Raw genomic sequence first — 23,152 nt, 5'->3', positions numbered from 1 at the left:
CAGTGAGCATCCGTAGGTTCCGCAGGGTCTTCGCCGTCGGGATGACGCTGGTCGGCGCGGCGTTGCTGGGCGCCGGCCCGGTCTCGGCCAGCGGCACGACCCGCACGACGGGCATTGGCCCCGGTTCCGGTTCCAGCACCGGCACTGGCACCGGCTCAGGCACCATCAACGCCCCCATGGCCATCACCCTGTGCCACAGCTACGGCACCTACCTCGGCCTCGGCCTGCACCGGGTCGCCGCCGGCAAGAACCTCCTCGTCGTCGAGGCCTGCGGCGACCCGGCCAAGCGCACGATCAGCATGGTGCGCGACAGCTACATCAAGGTCGACGGCCCGCGCGCCGACAGCCTGCGCTTCCACTGGCGCTGGGCCGACAAGACCGGCGCGGTCAAGGGCGGCGGGGACGACGACAACGGCGCCTTCGCCCTCGGCCCGCAGAGCGAGAACACCTTCGCCTGGCCCTACTCCCGGCCGGTCGCGCCGCTGGCGCCGAGCGCGCGCTGTGTCGTCGGCGTCCTGAGCGAGGGGACCGCCCAGTTCGTCACCGAGCCCGTCTGCCCGTGACGCGAGCCGGGGGGACACCCGGGGGACCGGCGCGACAGCCCGGGGTCGACCCCCGGCCACCGGATCGTGTCCCCCCGGCCGCGTAGGCTTTCCCTGTGGCAGACCCGGCAACCTATCGCCCGAAGACCGGCGAGATCCCGACCTCGCCCGGCGTCTACAAGTTCCGCGACCCGCACGGCCGGGTGATCTACGTCGGCAAGGCCAAGAACCTGCGCTCGCGGCTGACGAGCTACTTCCAGGACCTGGCCAACCTGCACGTCCGCACCCAGACCATGGTGACCACGGCCGCGAGCGTGGAGTGGACCACCGTCGCCACCGAGGTCGAGGCGCTCCAGCTGGAGTACACCTGGATCAAGCAGTTCGACCCGCGCTTCAACGTCAAGTACCGGGACGACAAGTCCTACCCGAGCCTGGCCGTCACCGTCGGCGAGGAGTACCCGCGCGCGCAGGTCATGCGCGGTCCCAAGCGCCCCGGCGTCCGCTACTTCGGCCCCTACTCCCACGCCTGGGCGATCCGCGAGACGCTGGACTCCCTCCTGCGCGTCTTCCCGATCCGCACCTGCTCCTCCGGCGTCTTCAAGCGCGCCGCGCAGACCGGCCGGCCCTGCCTGCTCGGCTACATCGGCAAGTGCTCCGCGCCGTGTGTCGGCCGGGTCGGCGCCGAGGAGCACCGGGAGATCGTCGAGGACTTCGTCACCTTCATGGCCGGCCGCACCGACCGGTACATCAAGGGTCTGGAAGACGAGATGAAGGAGGCTGCGAAGGACCTGGAGTTCGAGAAGGCGGCGCGCCTGCGCGACGACCTCCAAGCCCTGCGGCAGACTCTGGAGAAGAACGCGGTCGTCCTCGGCGACGGCACCGACGCCGACGTCATCGCGCTGGCCGAGGACCCGCTGGAGGCCGCGGTCCAGGTGTTCCACGTGCGCGGCGGTCGCATCCGGGGCCAGCGCGGCTGGGTCGTGGACCGGGTCGAGGACGTCGACACCGCCGGCCTGGTCGAGCACTTCATGCAGCAGCTCTACGGCTCCGAGCAGGGCGAGCAGGGCATCGACACGGAGACCGTGCCGAGGGAGATCCTGGTCCCGGAGCTGCCGGGCAGCGTGGAGGCCATAACGGAGTGGCTGTGCGAGCGCCGCGGCGCCAAGGTCGAGGTCCGCGTCCCCCGGCGCGGCGACAAGGCCGCGCTGATGGAGACCGTCGCGCAGAACGCCAAGCAGGCCCTGGTCCTGCACAAGACCCGCCGCGCCTCGGACCTGACCACGCGTTCGGTGGCCCTGCAGGAGCTGGCCGACGCCATCGGCATGGACCAGGCGCCGCTGCGCATCGAGTGCTATGACATCTCTCACCTCCAGGGCACCAACGTCGTCGCCTCGATGGTGGTGTTCGAGGACGGCCTGCCGCGCAAGAGCGAGTACCGCCGCTTCACCATCAAGGGTGAAGCGGAGACCGGCGCGACCAACGACGACGTGCGCAACATGCACGAGGTCATCACCCGCCGCTTCAAGGCCTTCCTCAAGGAACAAGAGGAAGAGAAGCTCATCGACGAGACCACTGGCGACCGCAAGAAGTTCGCCTACCCGCCGCAGTTGGTGGTCGTCGACGGCGGCCAGCCGCAGGTCGCGGCGGCCGCGCGGGCCCTGGCCGACCTGGAGATCAGCGACGTCACGCTGGTCGGCCTGGCCAAGCGCCTGGAGGAGGTCTGGCTGCCGGACGAGGACGACCCGGTCCTGCTCCCGCGCAGCAGCGAGGGCCTGTACCTGCTCCAGCGGGTCCGGGACGAGGCGCACCGCTTCGGCATCGCCTTCCACCGCCAGAAGCGGTCCAAGTCGATGATCGCCAGCGCGCTCGACGATGTGCCCGGGTTGGGGGAAGTACGGCGTAAAGCGCTGTTGGCCCATTTCGGAACTCTTCGCAAACTGCGCGCGGCGAATGTGGCAGAAATCGCCGAAGTACCTGGTATCGGGCCCGCCACGGCGCGCCAGATCCACAGCGCTTTGGCCGAGCTTCCGGTAAGTCGTGCGGTGAACGCCGCCACAGGTGAGATCCTGGAGGGGGGAGAGAGCAGGATCGGGCCGGACGAGGAGTGACGCGCGTGAGGGAGAACAGACCGAGCGAGCAGGATGCGCACGGGGAGTCGGAGCCTGGGGCCGTAGAGCCCGAGAGCGCACAGGCTGCCCAGGGCGCCGACGAGCCCGACGCCGCGCAGGACGGCCCGCACGCACCGGAGCTGGTGATCGTCACCGGCATGTCCGGGGCCGGCCGCTCCACCGCCGCCAAGGTCTTCGAGGACCTCGGCTGGTACGTCGTGGACAACCTGGCGCCGACGCTGATCGCGCCGATGGTGGACCTGGTGATGCGCGAGTCGCGCAGCACCGACCGGCTGGCGTTCGTCGTCGACGTGCGCGGCCGGGCCTTCTTCGACACGCTGCGCAGCACCCTGGACGAGCTGGACTCGGCCGGGCTGAACCACCGCATCGTGTTCCTGGAGTCCGACGACGACGTGCTGGTGCGCCGCTACGAGGGCGTGCGCCGGCCGCATCCGCTGCAGGGCGAGGGCCGGGTCACCGACGGCATCGAGCGCGAGCGGGAGCTGCTGCGCGAGCTGCGCGGCGAGGCCGACCTGGTGATCGACACCTCGGCGCGCAACGTGCACGAGCTGCGGACCACCATCGAGTCCGCCTTCGGCGACTCCGACGACGTGCCGCTGCGGGCCACCGTCATGAGTTTCGGATTCAAGTACGGATTGCCCGTCGACGCCGACCTCGTCGCGGATGTACGGTTCTTGCCAAACCCGCACTGGGTGCCCGAACTCCGTCCGCGCACGGGTCAGGACCCTGAGGTGAGCGGGTACGTGCTGTCCCAGCACGGCGCCAAGGAGTTCCTGGACCGGTACGCGGAGGTACTGAACATCGTCACCGAGGGATACCGCCGCGAGGGCAAGCGCTACCTGACCCTGGCGATCGGCTGCACCGGCGGCAAGCACCGCAGTGTCGCCATGTCCGAGCAGATCGCCGCGCGGCTGTCGGCCGAGGGCGTGGACACCGTGGTCGTGCACCGCGACATGGGTCGCGAGTGACGGCGGCTGATCGGGCGTCGTCCAGGCGGGTCATACAGAACGAGGTGGTTCCGACCATCTCCGGGAACCTGTTCCGGCCGGAGCCGGCGGGAGCGCACACCGGCGCTGCCGACGGCTTCCCGATGATCGGTGCCGCTGCCGCCGCCGCGAACTGGAACCCGGCCCTCGAAGAAGCCCCGACCGTCGAGTTCAAGGCCTTCAACACCGCCGCCGACGGCCGTCCGGCACCGCACGTCGTCGCTCTCGGCGGCGGCCACGGCCTGTCCGCGACCCTGGCCGCGCTGCGCACCGTCACCGACGCGCTCACCGCGATCGTCACCGTCGCCGACAACGGCGGCTCCTCCGGCCGCATCCGCCGCGAACTCGGCGGCCTGCCGCCCGGCGACCTGCGGATGGCGCTGGCCGCGCTGTGCGGCGACGACGAGTGGGGCCGCACCTGGGCCGACGTCCTGCAGCACCGCTTCGGCGGCCCGGCCGAGGGCGGCCTGCACGGCCACGCCGTCGGCAACCTGCTCATCGCCGCGCTGTGGGAACGCCTCGGCGACCCGGTCCGCGCCCTGGACTGGGTCGGACGGCTGCTCGGCGCGCGCGGCCGGGTGCTGCCGATGTCGACGGTGCCGCTGGAGATCGAGGCCCTGGTGGCCGGGGTGGACCCGGCCAACCCGGGGGCGACCGACGTCATCCGCGGCCAGCATGAGCTCGCGGTGACACCCGGCAGAGTGCTCTCGGTGCGGCTGAGCCCGCCGGAGCCGCCGGCCGCGCCCGAGGCGGCCGCCGCCATCCGGGCCGCCGACTGGACGGTCCTGGGTCCCGGCTCCTGGTTCACCAGCGTCATCCCGCACCTGCTGGTGCCGGAGCTGTGTGCGGCCCTGGCCGAGACCAAGGCGCGCAAGCTGCTGGTCTTCAACCTGTCCCCGCAGCCCGGCGAGACCGACGGCTTCTCCGCCGAGCAGCACATCGAGGTCCTTGCCGACCACTGCCCGGGCCTGCGCCTGGACGTGGTCCTGGCCGATGAAGTGTCGTGCGGGGCACCGCGCGTGCACGGTCCGCTGGAGAAGGCGGCCGCCGCGCTCGGGGCGCAGGTCGTGCTGGCTCCGCTGGCCGCGCCGTACCGGACCGGGGACAAGAGCCCGCGGCACGACCACGCGCTGCTGGCGCAGGCGTTCCGCGGGGCGTTCGCAAGGGTCTGATCGCAGTAGTTTGATCACAAGAATCTGATCACCCGTCAGGGTGATTGTCGAGGTGGGGGTGCCGCAGCATACTGACTGGTCGGTAACAAGGGTGTTTCCGATCGCCTAAGGGGTCTCCCATGCTGCGTACGCCGAACCGCCGCAAGACCGTCCTCTCCGCCGCCCTCGCCCTCTCCGCCGCGAGCCTCGCCCTGGTCACGGCCCCGGCGCAGGCCACCGCCGCCGGCTTCCACAAGTACGTGGCCCTCGGCGACTCCTACACCGCGGTCGGCGACCTGCTCCAGCCGGCCGGCGGTCCGCTGGGCTGCTTCCGCAGCAGCGTCAACTTCCCGCACGACCTGGCGGCCCGGCTGCACGTCGCCGACCTCGTCGACGCTTCCTGCGGGGGAGCGGTGACCGCGGACATGACCGGCCCGCAGTCGGTCATCGGCGGCACCAACCCCGCGCAGTTCGACTCCCTGACCCCGGACACCGACCTGGTGACCGTCGGCATCGGCGGCAACGACATCGGCTTCGGCGACATCGTGACCACCTGCGGCGAGCTGTCGTTGGACGTCTTCGGCAACCCCTGCCAGCAGCACTTCACCGTCAACGGCACCGACCAGCTCGTGGCCCGGATCGACGCGCTGGCGCCGACCATCGACGCCGTGATCCAGGGCATCCACCAGCGTGCCCCGCACGCCACGGTCGTCGTGGTCGGCTACTTGCCCGTGCTTCCGGCCTCGGGCGGATGCTGGCCGAGCATGCCGGTGGCGGTCGGAGACGTACCCTGGCTCCACGGGATCGAGCAGAAGCTGAACACCATGCTCTCCACCGAAGCCGCCGCGAACGGAGCGCTCAGTGTTAACCCCAACGGCGTGACCGGCCGTGACGCCTGCCAGTGGCCGTGGACCCGCTGGGTCGAGCCCGTGATCCCGGCCCAGCCCGCCGCACCCGTGCACCCCAATCCGGCCGGGCAGAGCGCGGTCGCCTCCATGATCGCCAGCAGGCTCTGAACGGTCCCACTAGGCCGAACGAGCGTCATCCAACCTCGTGAATGCGCGGGTGGAAGCACACGGCGCCGGTTCGCGTTGGTTAGGGTGGACCGCTGACGGCGAACGGTTCCGGCTCGGCACTCTGAGCTGCGATGACAGGCGAAAAAGGGGTAGCGGCGCGATGGCGATGACGGCGGCGGTCAAGGACGAGCTGAGCCGCCTGGCGGTGACCAAGCCCTGCTGCCGCAAGGCCGAGGTGGCCTCGGTGTTCCGGTACGGCGGCTCCCTGCACATCGTGTCCGGGCGGATCGCGATCGAGGCCGAGCTCGACACCGGGGCCGCGGCCCGGCGCCTGCGCAAGGACATCTGGGAGGTCTACTCGCACCGCGCCGAGCTGGTCATCCAGTCGCCCGGCGGCCTGCGCCGGGGCCACCGCTACCAGCTGCGGGTGACCGCCGGCGGGGAGGCGATGGCCCGGCAGATCGGCATGGTCGACGGCCAGGGCCGTCCCGCCTTCGGCCTGCCTCCGTACCTGGTCAACGGCCCGCTGTGCGACTGCGAGGCGGTCTGGCGCGGCGCGTTCCTGGCGCACGGCAGCCTCACCGAGCCCGGCCGCAGCTCGGCCCTGGAGATCAACTGCCCGAACATGGAGTCGGCGATCGCGCTGGCCGGGGCCGCGCGCCGGCTCGGCATCCCCGGCGCCAAGCACCGCGAGGTGCGCGGCAGCGACCGCGTGGTGCTGCGCGACGGCGACGCGATCAGCGCGCTGCTCACCCGGCTCGGCGCGCACGAGGCGGTGCTGGCCTGGGAGGAGCGGCGGATGCGGCGCGAGGTGCGCGCCACCGCCAACCGGCTGGCCAATTTCGACGACGCGAACCTGCGCCGCAGCGCCCGCGCCGCGGTCGCCGCCGGGGCCCGGGTCTCGCGCGCCCTGGAGATCCTGGGCGAGGACGCCCCGGACCACCTGGCCGCCGCCGGCCGGCTGCGTCTGGACCACAAGCAGGCCTCGCTGGAGGAGCTGGGCACGCTGGCCGACCCGCCGCTGACCAAGGACGCGATCGCCGGCCGGATCCGCCGGCTGCTGGCGATGGCCGACCGCCGGGCGTTCGAGCTCGGCGTGGACGGCACCGACGTCCCGGCCTCCGGATCGGGATACGGACCCCAGTCCGTATCTTACAAGGACGACGCACTGGCCGCGCGGCTCAGTGTTCCCGCGCAGGCTGGCGCAGGTCTCGCGCCAGCGGTCGGTCAGACGTCCGACGACCTACCGACGAGTACGGATTCTGCCATCGTCTCGCAGGTCGGGCCGGGTGCGTTGTCTTCCCCGGGTTCACGATAGGCTCGGAAGCGTGCGCGGCCCGAATCGCATGATTCGGTGGATCGCCACGTTATGCGTCGACTCTCGACCGGGTGAGCACAAGAGCGCCCGGCAACCTGAAGGGAGCCCTGCGACAGTGACCGTCCGGGTAGGCATCAACGGATTCGGCCGCATCGGCCGCAACTTCTTCCACGCGATCGTCGCCTCCGGTGCTGACGTCGAGGTCGTGGGGATCAACGACCTCGCTGCCGCCCCGATCCTGGCGCACTTCCTGAAGTACGACTCGATCCTGGGCCGCTTCGACGGCACCATCGAGGCGACCGAGGGCGAGCTGGTCGTGAACGGCCGGGCCATCAAGGTCCTCTCCGAGCGCGACCCCGCGGCGCTGCCGTGGAAGGAGCTCGGCGTGGACGTGGTCGTGGAGTCCACGGGCCTGTTCACCAACGGTGACGACGCGCGCAAGCACATCGAGGCCGGGGCCAAGAAGGTCGTCATCTCGGCGCCCGCCACGAACGACGACGTCACCATCGTGATGGGCGTCAACCAGGACAAGTACGACGCGGCGAACCACGCGATCATCTCCAACGCGTCCTGCACCACCAACTGCCTGGCGCCGCTGGTGAAGGTCCTGCTCGACGAGTTCGGCATCGAGCGCGGCTACATGACCACGGTGCACGCGTACACCACCGAGCAGCAGCTGCTCGACCAGATCGCGCTGACCCGCAAGGGCACCATCGACCTGCGCCGGGCCCGCAGCGCCCCGCAGTCGATCATCCCCACCTCCACCGGCGCGGCCAAGGCCATCGGCCTGGTCATCCCGGAGGTCAAGGGCAAGCTCGACGGCTTCGCGATGCGCGTGCCGGTCCCCACCGGCTCGGTCACCGACCTGACCGTGGACCTGGGCCGGGAGACCACCAAGGAAGAGATCAACGCGGCGTTCAAGAAGGCCGCCGAGACCGGTGCGCTCAAGGGCTTCCTGAAGTACACCGAGGACGAGATCGTCTCCCGCGACATCGTCACCGACCCGCACAGCTGCATCTTCGACAGCAAGCTGACGATGGCCAACGGCAACCAGGTCAAGGTCGTCGGCTGGTACGACAACGAGTGGGGCTACTCCAACCGCCTCGTCGACCTCGTCGCGTACGTCGGCGCCTCGCTGTAAGCCGCAGACAGAACCCGTGCCCGCACGAGCCCCGTTCCGGGCTCGTGCGGGTTTTTCGTTGAATACAAAGGACTCCGTATGAAGACCCTCGACGACCTCGACGTCGCCGGCAAGAAGGTCCTGCTGCGCTCGGACCTGAACGTCCCGCTGGACGGGGCGCGCATCACCGACGACGGCCGTATCCGCGCCTCGGTCCCGACCATCAACGCCCTGCTGGACAGGGGCGCGCGCGTGATCATCGCGGCGCACCTGGGCCGTCCCAAGGGCGAGCCGGACCCGAAGTACAGCCTGGCCCCGGTGGCCAAGCGGCTCGGCGAGCTGCTGGACGTCCCGGTCACCTTCGCCGCCGACACCGTCGGGGAGTCCGCGCAGGCCGCGGTCGCCGCGATGCCCGAGCGCTCGGTGGTGCTGCTGGAGAACGTCCGCTTCAACGCCGGCGAGACGGCCAAGGACGACGCCGCCCGCGGCGCGTTCGCCGCGCAGCTCGCGGCCCTGGCCGACGTGTTCGCCTCCGACGGCTTCGGCGCCGTGCACCGCAAGCACGCCTCGGTCTACGACATCGCCAAGCTCCTGCCCTCCGCCGCCGGTCTGCTGATCCAGACCGAGGTCGCGGTCCTGAAGAAGCTCACCGAGAACGTCGCGCGCCCCTACGCGGTGGTCCTGGGGGGCTCGAAGGTCTCCGACAAGCTCGCGGTCATCGAGAACCTGCTGGAGAAGGCCGACCGGATCCTGGTCGGCGGCGGCATGGTCTTCACCTTCCTGAAGGCGCAGGGCTACGAGGTCGGCCGCTCGCTGCTGGAGGAGGACCAGATCCCCACCGTGCGCGGCTACCTGCAGCGCGCGGCCGAGCGCGGCGTGGAGTTCGTCCTGCCGATCGACATCATCGCCGCCACCGAGTTCTCCGCCAGCGCCGAGCACGAGGTCGTCTCGGCCTCGGAGATCCCGGCCGATCGGCTGGGCCTGGACATCGGCCCGGAGTCCGGCAAGCTGTTCGCGAACAAGCTCTCCTCGGCCAAGACCATCTTCTGGAACGGCCCGATGGGCGTGTTCGAGATGGAGCCGTACGCCGGCGGCACCCGCGCCGTCGCGCAGGGCCTGATCGACTCCGAGGCGTTCACCGTGGTCGGCGGCGGCGACTCGGCGGCCGCGGTGCGGCAGCTGGGCTTCGACGAGGCCGCGTTCGGCCACATCTCCACCGGCGGCGGCGCGAGCCTGGAGTACCTGGAGGGCAAGACCCTCCCGGGCCTGGCCGTGCTCGAGGAAGGGAAGTAGGTCTCCATGGCTGAGCGTAAGCCCCTTATGGCGGGCAACTGGAAGATGAACCTCAACCACCTGGAGGCGATGAAGCACGTCCAGGAGCTGGCGTTCTCGCTGCACGACAAGGACTACGACGCGGTCGACGTCGCGGTCCTGGTGCCGTTCACCGACATCCGCTCGGTCCAGACCCTGGTGCAGGGCGACAAGCTGCGCATCCAGTACGGCGCGCAGGACGTCTCCGAGCACCCCTCGGGCGCCTACACCGGCGACATCTCCGCCCCGATGCTGGCCAAGCTGGACTGCCACTACGTGGTGGTCGGCCACTCCGAGCGGCGCCAGTACCACGGCGAGACCGACACCCTGGTCGCGGCCAAGGCGGTGATCGCCCGCAAGCACGGCATCACCCCGATCATCTGCGTCGGCGAGCACCTGGACATCCGCAAGGACGGCGCACACGTCGCGCACTGCGTCGAGCAGACCCGCGGCTCCCTGGCCGGCCTGTCCGCCGAGCAGGTCCAGGCCTCGGTCATCGCCTACGAGCCGGTCTGGGCCATCGGCACCGGCGAGGTCGCGACCCCCGAGGACGCCCAGGAGGTGTGCGCCGCGATCCGCGCCGAACTGGCCGTCCTGTTCGACAAGAGCGTGGCGGACAACACCCGCATCCTGTACGGCGGCTCCGTGAAGGGCGCCAACGCCGCCGAACTGATGGCCCAGCCCGACATCGACGGCGCCCTGGTCGGCGGCGCATCCCTGGACGCCGCGGACTTCACCCGCATCGTCCGTTTCCGCGATTCCGCAGTTGCCGCTGGCTGAGCGCCGGTTCCATTGCGTAATGTAGGGGGCGGGGTGCCCTGGCATCCCGTCCCTGTCCTTATCGGAAGAGCGAGTGGACCGCCGAAGTGACTCTTTACCAGTGGATCGTCTCGGGCATCCTGGTCGCGACCAGCCTGCTCCTCATCATGTCGGTGCTCCTGCACAAAGGTAAGGGCGGTGGCCTCTCCGACATGTTCGGCGGCGGCGTCTCCGGCGGCCTGCAGGGCTCCTCGGTGGTGGAGCGCAACCTGGACCGGATCAGCGTCGTCCTGTCGGTGATCTGGATCTCGTGCATCGTGGGCCTCGCGCTGCTCTACAAGCACAACGTCTGAACGGCAGCAGGGTAGGAGTACTGGCGCCCGCCCGGATTCTTCCGGGCCGGCGCCTTTTTCGCGGGTGCGGCTACGGTTGGTGACGGGGCGGCCTGACCGGCCACGTGGTTCGCCGGTTCCGACCGGACCTCGGCGACCACAAGCAACACCGCCGCCAACCAACGCGACGCAGGCAACAGCGGATAGAAAGCCGAACAGTCACGGGCCGCCGCCCAACAGCCCGACGCGCGGGTCGCCCCCTCGTCGAGGAGGCCCGCCAGAGGCCTCAAGGCACCCACCACGCACGACGATTGCCGCCTACGCAACGCGCGCGCAGTGACTCGGACTCATGCGTGGTCGTGGCCACGAAAACCGCCAGCCGCCAGCGCAACCCGTGACGCTTCACCGAACTGCGTCCCCTGCGAGGCCATCCAACCATTGGCGAAGCTGTAAAAATCGCCTGTAAGCCACACCCCAACCGCACCAGCAAGCGCGCCCTGTTTGACCCTCACACCACGTCAGGGCGCACAGTAGGCGGCATGAACGACGAGTACACAGTAGGCGCGGCATCCGACCTGACCGGCATGTCGATCCGCACCCTCCACTACTACGACCAGATCGCCCTCGCCCGTCCCAGCAGCCGCAGCGCCGCGGGCTACCGCCTCTACACCGACGCCGACCTGTCGGTGCTCCAACGCGTCGCCTTCTACCGGGAACTAGGCCTGGAACTCGGCGACATTGCAGAGATCCTGGCCGCCCCGAACGCCACCGACGAGGACCACCTGCGTCGCCAGCGGGAGCTGATCGAAGAGCGCATCACCCGCTACCGCAGCATGCTCGCGGTGATCGACAAGGAGCTGGCGGCCCGCGCCGTCGGCATCGCGTTGACGCCGGGGGAGCGCCGCGAGGTCTTCGGCGAGGGACAGTTCGTCGAGCGGCTGCTGGACCACGCCGCCGATACCGAACGGGAGTGGGGCGACACACCGGAGTTCACGCAGCGCCGACAGCGGACCGCGCGCTACGGAGAGCAGGACTGGCAGCGGCTACGCGCCGAGCTGGCGGCGATCAACCAGGGCCTGGCCGACACCATGACGCGAGGGCTCCCGGCCACGGATCCGACGGCGATGGACCTGGCCGAGCAGCTTCGGCAGCACACGGACCGCTGGTTCCACGACTGCGGCTACGAGACGCACCGCGAGATGGCCGAGCACTACCGCGCGAACCGGCGCAGCGGACGGAACTACGACGACATGGTGCCGGGGCTGTCGCAGTACGTTCACGATGCCATCATCGCGAACTGCCGACGGGCTGCCAGCTGAGTGCCAGCCGCCATCTGCCAGCCGCCCAGCAACCAACAGCCGACAGACGTTGGCCACAGTTGAGCCGGCAGCCAGAAGCCGGCAGCCAGAAGCCGGCAGGCAGAAGCCGGCAGGCAGAAGCCGCCAGCCAGCAGACCTCGGCACACAGCCGAGCGCCAATCGCCAGCCAGCAGCCAGCCGAGCACCAGCCCGTCAGCACGCCAAGCCCCGCCCAACCGGCTCGTCACGCCCGGGCCGCTTTCTGCTTTAGCGCCGCCTGCTTGGTGGGCGAGTGGCCCGGCAGATCAGCCCTCGCCTTCGCTGCCATCGCCAAGGAAATCCAGCACCGCCGCGAGAAACGCCGGCTCGCCCACCGCCGTCCCGTGATCCCCGGGCACCATCACCTTCCGTGCCCGCGGCAGCGCTGCGACCAGCTCGTCCACCGACTCGGCCCGCTCATCCTCGCTGCCCATCACCACAAGCGTCGGCACCTGCACGCTCCCAAGCTGCGCCGCCGGAGTCGCCGCGAGCGAGTCCAGCGCGTGCAGCAGTGCGACGGTGTCCATGTCGCCGCCCTGCAGCCACTGCGCGGTGCGCGCGTCCGGCGAGCCCGGCTCGAGCGGCTCCGTCGCCGTCACGATCCGCCGCAGCATCCGGGCCACGCCGCCGCCGAAGCCCTCCACCTGCTTCAGTCCCTGGCCGCCGACCACCGCTCGGCGCGGGGTGGCACCGCGGACCAGCATCCGCACCACGATGCGCGCGCCGAGGGAGTACCCGGCGAGGTCGTAGTCGGCCTTCGCCAGCCCGAGGTGCTCCACCAGCGCGAGGGCGTCGTCGGTGAGGACGTCGCTCGGGTACGCGCCGGCGTCGTGCGGCTTGGCGCTGCTGCCGTGGCCGCGGAAGTCGGGAAGGATCACGCGGTGCCCGTGAGCCGCGATCGTGGCGGCACGGTCGTCGCGGAGCCACAGCGTGCTGTCCCCGAGCGCACCGTGCAGAAGCAGCAAGGGCCTGCCCTCGCCTACTTCGCGGTAGGCGAGGCGGACTCCGTCTTGGGCGGAAAAGAAGGACACTGCGGGGTTGGACATGTGCCGGAGCGTATACCGGCCCGCCCGGCTGCTCAGCCGACTTTCCGGCCCGACGGTCCCGTTCGGTTATTACGCAGCCGCGAAGTAGTGGCCTGCGTCGATGTCCGCGATCAACCCAGCCTCCTGCGGCTCCCACCCCAGCAACTCACGGGTCGCAGCGTTCGGCATCGTGATGTCCATGGCGGCGAACGGGAACCCGGCGAAGTGCTCCGCCGCCTCCTCGGTCGGAACGCTGACCGCCGGAACACCGAGGTTCCGCGCGATCGCCTTGGCGACGTCCCGTACCGCGATGCCCTCCTCGGCCGCCGCGAACAGCTGCGCTCCAGCCGGCGCCTTGTCGAGCGCCAGCCCGTAGAGCCGCGCGACATCCAAAACATGCCCGGCCGGCCACCGGTTGGCCCCGTCACCGACGTACCCGGAAACCCCCCGCTCCCGCGCGATGCGGATCATCTGCGGAATGAAGCCGTGCTTGTCGCGCGAGCTGTGAGTGGCCGACGGGATGGCCATGAAGATCGTGTGCACGCCGCGCTCGGTGTACTCCTCCAGCGCTGCCGTGACGATCGAGCGCGGGTTCGCGCCGAAGGCGGCATCACGCTGCGCGTCGCCGGTGCGGCGGATGCCGATGCCGACCAGGATCTTGCCGGTACCGACCAACGCGTCGCCGAAGGCGCGGACGACGCTCAGGTCGGTCGCGGCGGCGTCGGGGAAACGGCCCGCCGCGATGGTCGCGTGGTCGAAGGCCAGGTGGACGACCGCGTCGGCGTCGGCGGCAGCGGACGCCAGCAGGTCCAGGTCGGTCATGTCGCCGCGCCGGACCTCGGCGCCCATCGCCGTGACCGCGTCGGCGGAGGCGTCGGAGCGCGCCAGGCCCACGACCTGGTGCCCGGCCTGAAGAAGCTCGGGCACGACGGCGGAGCCGATGTAGCCGCTGGCGCCGGTGACGAAGATGCGCATGGGGACTCCCAGGAAAGGTGATGTGACTCAGTAACGTCATCACGACTGTAGCGCAGTGATGTGACCAAGTCACATCAACTAGGCTGTCCCCATGGCCCGATGGGAACCGAACGCACGCGAACGCCTGGTCCGCGCCGCCGTCGACCTGTTCACAGAGCAGGGCTACGACGCGACCACCGTCACGCAGATCGCCGACCGGGCCGGCGGCCTGACGAAGACCACCTTCTTCCGCCACTTCCCCGACAAGCGCGAGGTCCTGTTCGCCGGCCAGGAGACCCACGCCCGCCTGCTCGCCGAAGCGCTCGCCGCCGCCCCGCCGGACGCCACCCCGCTGACCGCGGTCGCGGCAGCCCTCGACGCCCTGGCTGGCTCCTTCGAGGAGGACCGCCGCGAACTCGGCAGCAAGCTGCTTGTGCTGATCGCCGGCAACGCGGAACTTCAGGAGCGCTCCGCGTTCAAGCACGCCATCCTCGCCGCAGCCATCGCCGACGGCCTGCGCGAACGCGGCGTCGCCGACCGGACCGCGGCGCTGGCGGCGGACATGGGAATGCTGGCCTTCGACGAGGCCTTCGAGCGCTGGGTCGATCCAGCTGATCTTGCTAACCCAGCTGATCCGGCCAACCCGGCCAACCCGGCCAACCCGGCCAACCCGGCCAACCCGGCCAACCCGGCCAACCCGGCCAACCCGGCCAACCCGGCCAACCCGGCCAACCCGGCCAACCCAGCCGATCCCGCGGCCCGGCGCAGCCTGGTCGAGCACACGCGACAGGCACTCACATTGCTACGCGACGCAGCAACAGCACTTGACTAAGCATTAACGCCGCCGCCTCCCGAAACCGGGAGACGGCGGCCCGCCCGGGGCGAGGGATGGAACCCGGGCGTGCGGCGGGTCTGCGATGGGGGTGGGGACCCGCCGCCGGTGGTGCTGATCGTGGAGCCCTCGCATCGCGAGGCGGAATGCGACCGCGAGCGCCCGGTTCCGGCTCCGGGCGCCAAGTCGCCGCTGCCGATTGTGAACTTCTCACGGCCGTTCAACAAGGGCACCCGGAGATCTCCCCCAGCCGTGACCGGATCGTGATCCCAAAAGCCTCATAGGGGTCCTGACCAGGCATGAGCTAAATGAGCAGAACCCTTCCGAACGCACATATCGCGGCTTAGCGACGAAACGAAGACGTAACACAGGTCACGTCCTTAGCGTCTGCATTCCGTACCCCGGAACGAAACCCCGATATGAGAAAAGGAGCGGATTCGATGGCTGCACGAAGCGCTTCCGCGACAGCCCCGGCCGCCGGCCGAACCGATCGGGAGAACGCTCGCATCGAGATCACCGGCGTCACCAAGCGGTTCCTCACACCGTCCGGCGACGCTTTCACGGCCCTGCGCGACGTCTCCTTCACCGTCGAGCCCGGCCAGTTCTGCGCCGTCGTCGGCCCCACCGGCTGCGGCAAGTCCACGACGCTCGGCCTGGTCGCGGGCCTGGACAAGCCCAGCGAGGGCTCGGTCAAGGTCGGCGGCCGGGAGGTCACCGGGATCACCGACGGCACGAGCTTCATGTTCCAGGCCGACGCGCTGCTGCCGTGGAAGACGGTGCTCGGCAACGTCGCCATGGGCCCGATCTTCAAGGGCGCCAAGAAGAAGGACGCCCAGGCGCTGGCCCGGGACTGGATCCGCCGCGTCGGCCTGGCCGGCTTCGAGGACCACCACCCGCACCAGCTGTCCGGTGGCATGCGCAAGCGCGTCGCGATGGCCGCCGCGCTGATCAACGAGCCGTCGATCCTGATGATGGACGAGCCGTTCGGCGCGCTGGACGTGCAGACCAAGGCGATCATGTCGAACGAGCTGCTCGGCCTGTGGGAGCAGCTGCGCCCCTCGGTGCTCTTCATCACCCACGACCTCGAGGAGGCCGTGGCGCTGGCCGACCGCGTCGTGGTGCTGTCCGCGGGGCCCGGGACGGTGAAGGAGATCTTCGACATCGACCTGCCGCGCCCGCGCGGCTCGGTGCAGGAGATCCGCTTCGACACGCGGTTCCTCGAACTCCACCACCAGATCTGGGAGACGCTGCGCGAAGAGGTCCAGCGCTCCTACGCACGCACGACGGGAGAGAAGGCATGAGCGCGGACACGATCGCGTCCACGTCGGTCCAGCCGGCCACGAAGAAGACCGGGCTGAGCCTGCGACGCAAGCGCAAGCTGAAGATCCACGCGGCGCAGATCGGCTTCGCCGTCGTCATGCTCGGCGGCTGGCAGCTGTTCGCCACCAACAAGTGGCTCGGGGTGGACCCGTTCACCTACGGCAAGCCCACCCTGATCTGGGACAGCCTGTACGCCTACTTCACCAAGGGCGACCAGGCCACCGAGTTCGGCTCCTACTGGCTGCAGATCGAGACGACCCTGCGCGAGGCGGGGCTCGGCTTCCTGCTCGGCACCGCGGTCGGCGTCGTCCTGGGCGTCCTGCTCGGCATGAACCGCTTCCTCGCCGAGGTCATGGATCCGTACATCAAGATCTTCAACTCCATCCCGCGCATCGTGCTCGGCGAGATCTTCCTGGTCGCGCTGGGCCTGGGTGAGCTCCCGCACCTGCTGCTGGCCGCGGTCCTGGTGTTCTTCGTGGTCTTCTTCAACGCCTTCCAGGGCGTCCGCGAGGTCGACCGCAACATCCTGGCCAACGCCAAGGTGCTCGGCGCGAAGCGGCTCGCGATCGTCCGGCACGTGATCCTGCCCTCGGCGCTCACCTGGATCATCGCCAGCCTGCACAGCGCCTTCGGCTTCGCGCTGACCGGCGCGATCGTCGGCGAGGTGATCGGCGCGCAGCGCGGCCTGGGCCTGGTCATCGCCACCGACCAGGGCAAGTTCGACTCCAACGGCGTGTACGCCACGATGCTCGTCATCGCGGTCCTCGCGCTGGCCGCGGAGTGGATCATCACCCAGGTCGAACACCGGCTGCTGTCCTGGCGCCCGCCGTCGCCGTCGGAGACCGCGTCGATCTGATCCGGCGCCGGTCCTGATTCTCCACAGGTCCTGATCTTCCACCGGGCCGCACCTGCTCGCCAGCACCACCACTGCCACCACCGCCACCACTGCCCGGTGGCACCACCACCGCCACCACCGTCCGCCGGTTCCCTCGCCGGCGGATCCCACCCCGAATTCAGCGAAAGGTACGTCAGCCATGTTCAAGCGGACACTCATCGGCGCGGCGGTCTGCGCTCTCGCCGTCACCACCGTCACCGCGTGCTCGAGCTCGAAGAGCAGCGGCTCCGGTTCCTCCAGCAACGGCGCCGCCGCCGGCGGGAGCCTGCCGACCGTGAAGCTCATGGTCGGCGGCATCGACAAGCAGATCTACCTGCCCTACAAGCTGGCCGACCAGCTGGGCTTCTACAAGAAGTACGGCGTCAACGTCGAGCTGAGCACCGAGACGCAGGGCGGTGTCGGCGCCGAGGACGCGATGATCTCCGGCAGCGTCGACATGGCCGGGGCGTGGTACGTCCACACGATCGACTTCCAGACCAAGGGCAAGGCCGTCGAGGACATCGTCAACCTCTCCGGCGCGCCGGGCGAGCGCGAGATGTGCGCCACGAACAGCGGTGTGCACTCCGCGGCCGACTTCGCGGGCAAGACCTTGGGCGTCACCGACCTGGGCTCGGGCACCGACACGCTCACGACGTTCCTGGCCGCGCAGAACAACCTGGCCCCGAGCAAGTACCACAAGCTGGCCGCCGGCGCGGGCGCGACGGCCATCGCGGCCCTGCAGCACGGCACGGCGGCCTGCGTCATGACGACGCAGCCGACGGTGCTCGCGATGGAGAAGCAGAAGATCGGCTACTCGGCGATCGACCTGGCCACCGCGCAGGGCGCGACGGCCGCGATGGGCGGCACCTGGCCCTCCGCGGGCGTCCTGGCCCAGACCAGCTGGGTCAACAGCCACAAGACCGAGGCCCAGGCCGTGGTCAACGCCCTGGTCGCGACCATGCACTGGATCGACACGCACACCGCCGCCGACATCGCCAACGCGCTGCCCGCGACCTACGTCCAGAACAGCACCATCACCAAGGCCGACTACATCGAGGCCCTGACCCAGGACAAGGGCCAGTTCCTCCCGGACGGCATCATGCCGGCCGGCGGGCCGAAGACGGTGCTCGCGACCGAGAAGATCGTCGGCGTCGACACCTCGAAGGTCGACCTGTCGACGACCTTCACCAACGACTTCGCGATCGCCGCGAACAAGCTGGAGGGCACGACGACCACCTCGACGCCGGCCGGCGCCGCGGGCTGAGGCCGGGCCGGCGGCGACCGGCGCCTCCCAAGCAGTTCCACGACGGCAGACGTCCGGGTCTGTGGCCCGGGCGTCCGCCGTGCGCGGACCGGTCTGTGAAGTTCAAGGTCTGTGAAGTTCAAGGTCTGTGAAGTTCAAGAAACACTCAAGATCCTTGATCATGACCCCTTTTCCGATCGACAATCTGAGCGGCTCGGCGAACGGATTCGAAGAGTGCTGACACGTTTTCTTTGAGTCTCTTCGAGTCCGAGGAGTTCGCGAGATCACTGCCGGATATGTGAAGGGGAATCAGATGGGTATTCTGAAGAAGCTGGCCGCGGTCGGCGCGGCGACGGCAGCCATTTCTGTGATATCGGCGGGGGGCGCGTTCGCCAACGGTCCGACCTACGCGTGGCAGTCCGGCGTCCACACCGTGGACCGGTGTCAGAACTCCACCAGCGGCGGCACGGCCGTCGGCGGCTGGGCGCACGGCCAGTTCGTGGCCAACTCCGACGGCGGCGGCGGTTGCAGCGTCACCTACCTGGAGCTGGTCTACGTCGACAACGGCGGGAACGAGCAGGCCAAGTACGTCCAGTCCAACTGGGGGAGCGGGTCGGACACCTGCGGTGCCTCCTGCGACCAGATCGTCTGGCCGACCAGCAGCTACCAGCGGATCATCGAGGTCGTCGGATCCTCGCAGTCCGGGCTGACCGGCAACAGCACCGGCGGCATCTACCTCTACTACTGATCCTACTCGCCGCGCCCCATATCCAGGGTCAGCACCCTGATGGGGCGCGGCGCTCCACCCGCCGAGGGCGGACGAGCCACCGCAAGGACCGCCAATGACTGTTCGTACCGAAGCCGGCCCGCTCCGGCTCACGGGACTTTCCGATCGCCGCCGCCGCTGGTGGATCGTCGCGGCTGCTGTGCTGGCCGTCGTCGGCGTGGCAACCGTGGTCGGTGTGGTCACGCATCGCAGCAGCGGACGGGCCGTGTCCGTGCTGGCTCCGGCCCGCGGTGACGCCACGCCGTCGGACATAGCCGCGGTCGGCTGGGTCGACAGTGGCCAAGCCTGTTACGGCAGCGCGGTTCCCGCCGACTTCACGCGGACCGAGAAGCACCACTGTGTGGCGGTGCCGTCGACGGGCAACGGCTCGCCTGTGTTGTGGTCGAAGCCGCACTTCCTGAGCGAACCGCATCCCATGGACGGGAAGACCATCTTGGCCGTCGGATTCGTCACCGGCGGTGTTACGTCGGTCGAGGTCACCATGGCATCGGGCGATGTGGTCTCATCCAAGGTGGTGACGCTGAGCGGGGGCGGTTCCACCGGGGCCTACGCGCTGTGGCTGCCGATGACGGCACAACACAGCATCAGCTGGACGGACATCGCGGCTGTGACCGGGCGCAACTCCTCGGGCCACGCCGTGGCCCGGCTGAGCTAGCCGCTGTCGCTTTAGCGCAGAGCAAGATCATGAATCACGGTGCGGACGTGGTCCACGTCCGTGGTCGAACGGGGGATCATCGTGAAGTGTCTGTTGGTGGAGGACGACGCGCGGGTCGTGGCGCTGGAGCGTCGACTCCTGGCGGCACACGGGATCGAGGTGATCGTCGCCGGCACGATCCCGCAGGCCGTGGCCGCACTGTCGGCCGATCCCGGGATCATCCTGCTGGACCTGTCGCTTCCGGGAGCGGTCGGCTTCCAGTCGCTGCGCGAGATGCGGAGGGTTTCGCAGCTGCCGATCATCGTCGTCACGGGTCGGTCCGACGGCGAATCGGTCGTTCAAGGGCTGAGCCTCGGTGCGGACGACTATGTCGTCAAACCGTTCGCCACTCGTGAACTCGTCGCGCGGATGGCGGCGGTTCTGCGGCGTTGCGCAATGAAGACGGGTCTTGACGGCAGTGTCGCGTTGGTGAGCGGGGATTTGCAGATGGACTATACGACTCGGTGCGTCACTGTGAAATCAGAATCGATCCAGGTCACTCGCAAAGAATTCGAAATACTTGCTATTCTGGCGAGATTGCCGGGTGCGGTCATCCGGCGGGAACAACTGTTGGGCGAGATCTGGGGCGTGTTCGATCATTCGGCGGCCCACAGCCTCGAATCACACGTCACGGCGCTCCGCCGGAAGCTGCGGCCGCACTGCGAGATCAAGGCTGCCAGGGGGATCGGGTACAAGCTGCTGGTCGCCGGCGGCGTGCCGGGGTGACGGGCTGACGGGCTGACGAGAGCGTCGCCGTCGTTACGCCGGCTTTTCGCACACGACCCGCGTTTGCCGCGTTACTCGCTGTTTTGCTCGTTTTGCTCAGCGGGCCAGCCCTTGTCTGATCTGCGGGAACGGCACACAATCTGACCAATGCGACAGGGATCGGGACGACGGCTGAGCAGCCAGATCTTCGTCAGCCAGGTGTCGATCCTGCTGGTGGTGGTGCTGGTGGGATTCGGGCTGTTCGCGGTCCAGGAACGCAAGCAGGTGGACCGGCAGTACATGGACGAGGCGTTGCAGATCGCGCAGACCGTGGCCGACACGCCGGAGGTCAAGTCCTGCATCGCGTTCCCCGAGACGAACTGCGACGGGACGCTGCAGAACATCGCCGACCGGCTCCAGCGCGACACCAAGACCGACTACGTCGTCATCGTCGACCAGAACCGGATCCGCCACACCCACCCCAACCCCTCGCTGCGCGGCCAGCTGATCGAGGAGCCGCTGGTCACCGGGCCCGACGTCCGGTTCGACCCGGGCAGCGTCGGCGAGTCGGTGAACGGCCGGGTCCCGCTGTACGGCCCGCTCGGCAACCAGATCGGCGAGGTGTCGGTCGGGCGCAAGGTGACCTCCGTGACCTCGGTCTTCGTCGGCCAGCTTCCCGTTTACGCCGCGTGGTTCGGCGCTGCGCTCGGCGTCGGCGCCCTGGCCTCCTACGCCCTGGCCCGCCGCCTGAAGCGCCGCACCTTCGGCCTGGAGCTCGACGAGATCTCCAAGCTCCTGCAGGAGCGCGAAGCCGTCCTGCACGGCATCCGCGAGGGCATGATCGCCTTCGACCGGGCCGGCCGGGTCACCATGGTCAACGACGAGGCGCGGCGGCTGCTGGGCCTGCCGATGTTCGGCGGGATCGGCGGCTACCTGGAGGACGTGGTTCCGCCCGGGCGGCTGCAGGACCTGCTCTCCGGCGAGATCGAGGGCAAGGACCAGGTCGTGCTGACCGACGAGCACTACCTGACGGTGAACCGGATGCCGGTGACGCTGGCCGGCAAGCCGCACGGCGCGGTCGTCACGCTGCGGGACCGCACCGAGCTGTCCGGGCTGCTGCGCGAACTGGACAGCGTCACCAGCCTCACCGACGCGCTGCGGGCCCAGCAGCACGAGTTCTCCAACCGCATGCACACCGTCGCCGGGCTGCTGGAGCTCGGCGAGACCGACGAGGCCTTGCAGTTCCTGACCGACCTGTCGGGGGCCGAGGCGGCGTTCGCCGAGTCGGTGCGCTCGCGGATCGCGCCCTCGGTGCTGGTCGGGCTGATCCTGGCCAAGGCCGCGGTCGCCGGGGAGCGCGGGGTGGAGCTGGAGCTGACCGACGACACCTGGCTCGGCGACACCCCGGACAAGGTGCAGGCGCTGACCACGGTGCTGGGCAACCTGATCGACAACGCCTTCGACGCCGTCTCCGGGCCCGGCGTCGACCCCGGGAAGCAGGGGCGGGTGCTGGTGTCGATCGTCGAGGACGACGACGGGATCGGCGTGCGGGTCGCCGACAACGGCCCCGGCATCCCGGCCGGGGCGGCCGAGCACGTGTTCACCGACGGCTTCACCACCAAGCCGGCAACGGGTTCGATGCGAAGGGGTCTCGGTTTGGCCCTGGTCCATCGGCTGGTGCAGCGTCTCGGGGGTAGCATCACGGCGTCGGAGGGGCCCGGCGCGGTGTTCACCGTGCGGCTGCCGAAGGCTGCCGAGAACCGGGGGACTCTGCTGAGCACCGGAGGAGGTAGGAGACCACGATGAGCGCCGCTATGGCTGCCGCCGGGCCGCCTTCACCCCAGTCCCAGTCCGCGCGCGCCGCCGTCGCCGGGACCGTGCGGGTCCTGGTCGTCGACGACGACTACCGGGTCGCGAAGATCCACGCCGCGTACGTCGACCGCACCTCGGGCTTCGCCGTCTGCGGCCAGGCGCACTCCGCCGAGGCGGCCCTGGACCTGATCGAGGTGCTGCGGCCGGACCTGGTGCTCATGGACGTCTACCTGCCCGACGGCGACGGGCTCGGGGTGATCCGCAAGCTGCTGGAGGCGCCGGAGTCGGCGGGGTCGTCGGGGTCAGCTGGCCCGCGCCCGGACTTCGTGGTGATCACCGCGGCGCGCGACGTGAGCACGGTGCGCACCGCGATGCAGCTCGGGGCCGTGCACTACCTGGTGAAGCCGTTCGGCTACCCGGCGATGGCCGAGAAGCTGACCTCCTACCTGGACCTGCGGCGGCGGATGGAGACGCTGGACGACGCGGACGCCGACCAGGCGGACGTGGACGAGCTGTTCGGGCTGCTGCGCGGGCAGCCGGCGCTGCCGGCGCTCCCGGCCAAGGGGCACTCGGCGCCGACGCTGGAGCTGGTGCGCAACGCGGTGCGGGCGGCCGGCGGCGACGTGTCGGCCTCGGAGGTGGCCGAGCTGGTGGGGATCTCGCGGCCGACGGCGCAGCGCTATCTCAGCTATCTGACTCGGCACGGGGTGGTGCGGCTTCAGCTGCGCTACGGGGCGACCGGGCGTCCGGAGCACCGGTATTCGGCGGTGGGGTGAGGCGGGGGTCGCGTTTTCCCCGTCACGTTTCCCGTCCCGTTCTCCCGCCGCACCGCCCCGGATCCGGTTCCGCTCGCACAGGGTGTCCGCGAGTGCGTGCCGCGTGGTCGAAAACCCTTGCGGGCCCTC

Annotated in this window: 20 protein-coding genes and 2 pseudogenes; 20 read left to right on the top strand and 2 right to left on the bottom strand. The window is 69.8% G+C overall.

The genetic code is table 11. The features are described 5' to 3' along the window. Positions 1–2 precede the first annotated feature (2 nt). From GWK61_RS09865 to GWK61_RS09820, 11 genes and pseudogenes are all read left to right on the top strand, one after another. Positions 3–563 (top strand): hypothetical protein, encoded by a 561-nt coding sequence (locus GWK61_RS09865; RefSeq protein WP_194907447.1) that lies wholly within the window; start codon positions 3–5, stop codon positions 561–563. A 95-nt stretch (positions 564–658) separates the two neighbouring features. Continuing rightward, positions 659–2,650: an excinuclease ABC subunit UvrC gene (gene uvrC / locus GWK61_RS09860; RefSeq protein WP_194907445.1), complete on the top strand. Its 1,992-nt coding sequence runs from the start codon at positions 659–661 to the stop codon at positions 2,648–2,650. Between the two features lie 5 nt (positions 2,651–2,655). Further along, a complete protein-coding gene (gene rapZ / locus GWK61_RS09855; RefSeq protein ID WP_194907443.1) occupies positions 2,656–3,639 on the top strand; it encodes an RNase adapter RapZ in 984 nt (327 codons plus the stop codon). A gap of 44 nt (positions 3,640–3,683) precedes the next feature. After that, entirely contained in the window at positions 3,684–4,829 is a 1,146-nt protein-coding gene (locus GWK61_RS09850) for a gluconeogenesis factor YvcK family protein (RefSeq protein WP_323747482.1), read from the top strand. A gap of 119 nt (positions 4,830–4,948) precedes the next feature. Next, positions 4,949–5,824: an SGNH/GDSL hydrolase family protein gene (locus GWK61_RS09845; RefSeq protein WP_194907430.1), complete on the top strand. Its 876-nt coding sequence runs from the start codon at positions 4,949–4,951 to the stop codon at positions 5,822–5,824. 160 nt (positions 5,825–5,984) lie between these two features. Next, positions 5,985–6,935: pseudogene (whiA, locus tag GWK61_RS09840) on the top strand (DNA-binding protein WhiA); the annotation flags it as partial. Positions 6,936–7,257: 322 nt separating this feature from the next. After that, the gene (gene gap, locus GWK61_RS09835; protein WP_194907416.1) at positions 7,258–8,283 is read left to right on the top strand and encodes a type I glyceraldehyde-3-phosphate dehydrogenase; all 1,026 of its coding nucleotides are present in this window, start codon (positions 7,258–7,260) and stop codon (positions 8,281–8,283) included. Between the two features lie 78 nt (positions 8,284–8,361). Beyond that, the gene (locus GWK61_RS56200) at positions 8,362–9,555 is read left to right on the top strand and encodes a phosphoglycerate kinase (RefSeq protein WP_228562027.1); all 1,194 of its coding nucleotides are present in this window, start codon (positions 8,362–8,364) and stop codon (positions 9,553–9,555) included. Between the two features lie 6 nt (positions 9,556–9,561). Then, entirely contained in the window at positions 9,562–10,353 is a 792-nt protein-coding gene (gene tpiA, locus GWK61_RS56195; protein WP_228562026.1) for a triose-phosphate isomerase, read from the top strand. An 86-nt stretch (positions 10,354–10,439) separates the two neighbouring features. After that, positions 10,440–10,685, top strand: a complete 246-nt coding sequence (gene secG / locus GWK61_RS09825; RefSeq protein ID WP_194907406.1) for a preprotein translocase subunit SecG — start codon at positions 10,440–10,442, stop codon at positions 10,683–10,685. Positions 10,686–11,203: 518 nt separating this feature from the next. Then, entirely contained in the window at positions 11,204–11,983 is a 780-nt protein-coding gene (locus GWK61_RS09820) for a MerR family transcriptional regulator (RefSeq protein WP_194907404.1), read from the top strand. 284 nt (positions 11,984–12,267) lie between these two features. On the opposite strand, the gene GWK61_RS09815 is transcribed toward GWK61_RS09820, so the two are convergent. Together GWK61_RS09815 and GWK61_RS09810 are read right to left on the bottom strand one after the other, a co-directional pair. Continuing rightward, positions 12,268–13,047, bottom strand: coding sequence for an alpha/beta fold hydrolase (locus GWK61_RS09815; RefSeq protein ID WP_194907403.1), 780 nt, complete (start codon positions 13,045–13,047; stop codon positions 12,268–12,270). A gap of 69 nt (positions 13,048–13,116) precedes the next feature. After that, positions 13,117–14,001: an NAD-dependent epimerase/dehydratase family protein gene (locus tag GWK61_RS09810; protein ID WP_194907393.1), complete on the bottom strand. Its 885-nt coding sequence runs from the start codon at positions 13,999–14,001 to the stop codon at positions 13,117–13,119. A 91-nt stretch (positions 14,002–14,092) separates the two neighbouring features. On the opposite strand from GWK61_RS09810, the pseudogene GWK61_RS09805 reads away from it, so the two are divergent. From GWK61_RS09805 to GWK61_RS09760, 9 genes and pseudogenes are all read left to right on the top strand, one after another. Next, a pseudogene (locus GWK61_RS09805) lies at positions 14,093–14,620 on the top strand (TetR/AcrR family transcriptional regulator); the annotation flags it as partial. Between the two features lie 632 nt (positions 14,621–15,252). Beyond that, positions 15,253–16,113 carry an ABC transporter ATP-binding protein gene (locus GWK61_RS09795; protein ID WP_194907389.1) on the top strand — a complete coding sequence of 287 codons (861 nt, stop codon included), beginning with the start codon at positions 15,253–15,255 and terminating at the stop codon, positions 16,111–16,113. Further along, complete coding sequence (locus GWK61_RS09790) at positions 16,110–16,988, top strand: ABC transporter permease (RefSeq protein ID WP_194907387.1); 879 nt, start codon at positions 16,110–16,112, stop codon at positions 16,986–16,988. Before GWK61_RS09795 ends, GWK61_RS09790 begins: the two co-directional genes overlap by 4 nt. A gap of 178 nt (positions 16,989–17,166) precedes the next feature. Further along, complete coding sequence (locus tag GWK61_RS09785) at positions 17,167–18,270, top strand: ABC transporter substrate-binding protein (protein ID WP_194907385.1); 1,104 nt, start codon at positions 17,167–17,169, stop codon at positions 18,268–18,270. Positions 18,271–18,562: 292 nt separating this feature from the next. Next, a complete protein-coding gene (locus tag GWK61_RS09780) occupies positions 18,563–18,997 on the top strand; it encodes a hypothetical protein (RefSeq protein WP_194907368.1) in 435 nt (144 codons plus the stop codon). 94 nt (positions 18,998–19,091) lie between these two features. Next, positions 19,092–19,691: a hypothetical protein gene (locus GWK61_RS09775; RefSeq protein ID WP_194907364.1), complete on the top strand. Its 600-nt coding sequence runs from the start codon at positions 19,092–19,094 to the stop codon at positions 19,689–19,691. A 60-nt stretch (positions 19,692–19,751) separates the two neighbouring features. Beyond that, entirely contained in the window at positions 19,752–20,456 is a 705-nt protein-coding gene (locus tag GWK61_RS09770; protein ID WP_194907362.1) for a response regulator transcription factor, read from the top strand. Between the two features lie 147 nt (positions 20,457–20,603). Further along, entirely contained in the window at positions 20,604–22,241 is a 1,638-nt protein-coding gene (locus GWK61_RS09765; RefSeq protein ID WP_194907360.1) for a sensor histidine kinase, read from the top strand. Continuing rightward, positions 22,238–23,023, top strand: a complete 786-nt coding sequence (locus tag GWK61_RS09760; protein WP_228562024.1) for a response regulator — start codon at positions 22,238–22,240, stop codon at positions 23,021–23,023. The genes GWK61_RS09765 and GWK61_RS09760 overlap by 4 nt, the downstream gene beginning before the upstream one ends. Positions 23,024–23,152: the final 129 nt, after the last annotated feature.

The sequence above is a fragment of the Catenulispora rubra genome, assembly GCF_015356825.1.
In the GTDB taxonomy this organism is placed as follows: domain Bacteria; phylum Actinomycetota; class Actinomycetes; order Streptomycetales; family Catenulisporaceae; genus Catenulispora; species Catenulispora rubra.
The sequence above is the reverse complement of the archived record's forward strand: the minus strand, read 5'-3'. Positions and strand labels throughout refer to the sequence as shown.

Excerpts from the sequence above, each read along its gene's own strand:
- GWK61_RS09845 (WP_194907430.1), top strand. The coding sequence starts at position 4,949 with ATGCTGCGTACGCCGAACCGCCGCAAGACCGTCCTCTCCGCCGCCCTC.
- GWK61_RS56200 (WP_228562027.1), top strand. The coding sequence starts at position 8,362 with ATGAAGACCCTCGACGACCTCGACGTCGCCGGCAAGAAGGTCCTGCTG.
- tpiA (WP_228562026.1), top strand. The coding sequence starts at position 9,562 with ATGGCTGAGCGTAAGCCCCTTATGGCGGGCAACTGGAAGATGAACCTC.
- GWK61_RS09820 (WP_194907404.1), top strand. The coding sequence starts at position 11,204 with ATGAACGACGAGTACACAGTAGGCGCGGCATCCGACCTGACCGGCATG.
- GWK61_RS09815 (WP_194907403.1), bottom strand. The coding sequence starts at position 13,047 with ATGTCCAACCCCGCAGTGTCCTTCTTTTCCGCCCAAGACGGAGTCCGC.
- GWK61_RS09810 (WP_194907393.1), bottom strand. The coding sequence starts at position 14,001 with ATGCGCATCTTCGTCACCGGCGCCAGCGGCTACATCGGCTCCGCCGTC.
- GWK61_RS09795 (WP_194907389.1), top strand. The coding sequence starts at position 15,253 with ATGGCTGCACGAAGCGCTTCCGCGACAGCCCCGGCCGCCGGCCGAACC.
- GWK61_RS09790 (WP_194907387.1), top strand. The coding sequence starts at position 16,110 with ATGAGCGCGGACACGATCGCGTCCACGTCGGTCCAGCCGGCCACGAAG.
- GWK61_RS09785 (WP_194907385.1), top strand. The coding sequence starts at position 17,167 with ATGTTCAAGCGGACACTCATCGGCGCGGCGGTCTGCGCTCTCGCCGTC.
- GWK61_RS09780 (WP_194907368.1), top strand. The coding sequence starts at position 18,563 with ATGGGTATTCTGAAGAAGCTGGCCGCGGTCGGCGCGGCGACGGCAGCC.
- GWK61_RS09775 (WP_194907364.1), top strand. The coding sequence starts at position 19,092 with ATGACTGTTCGTACCGAAGCCGGCCCGCTCCGGCTCACGGGACTTTCC.
- GWK61_RS09765 (WP_194907360.1), top strand. The coding sequence starts at position 20,604 with ATGCGACAGGGATCGGGACGACGGCTGAGCAGCCAGATCTTCGTCAGC.
- GWK61_RS09760 (WP_228562024.1), top strand. The coding sequence starts at position 22,238 with ATGAGCGCCGCTATGGCTGCCGCCGGGCCGCCTTCACCCCAGTCCCAG.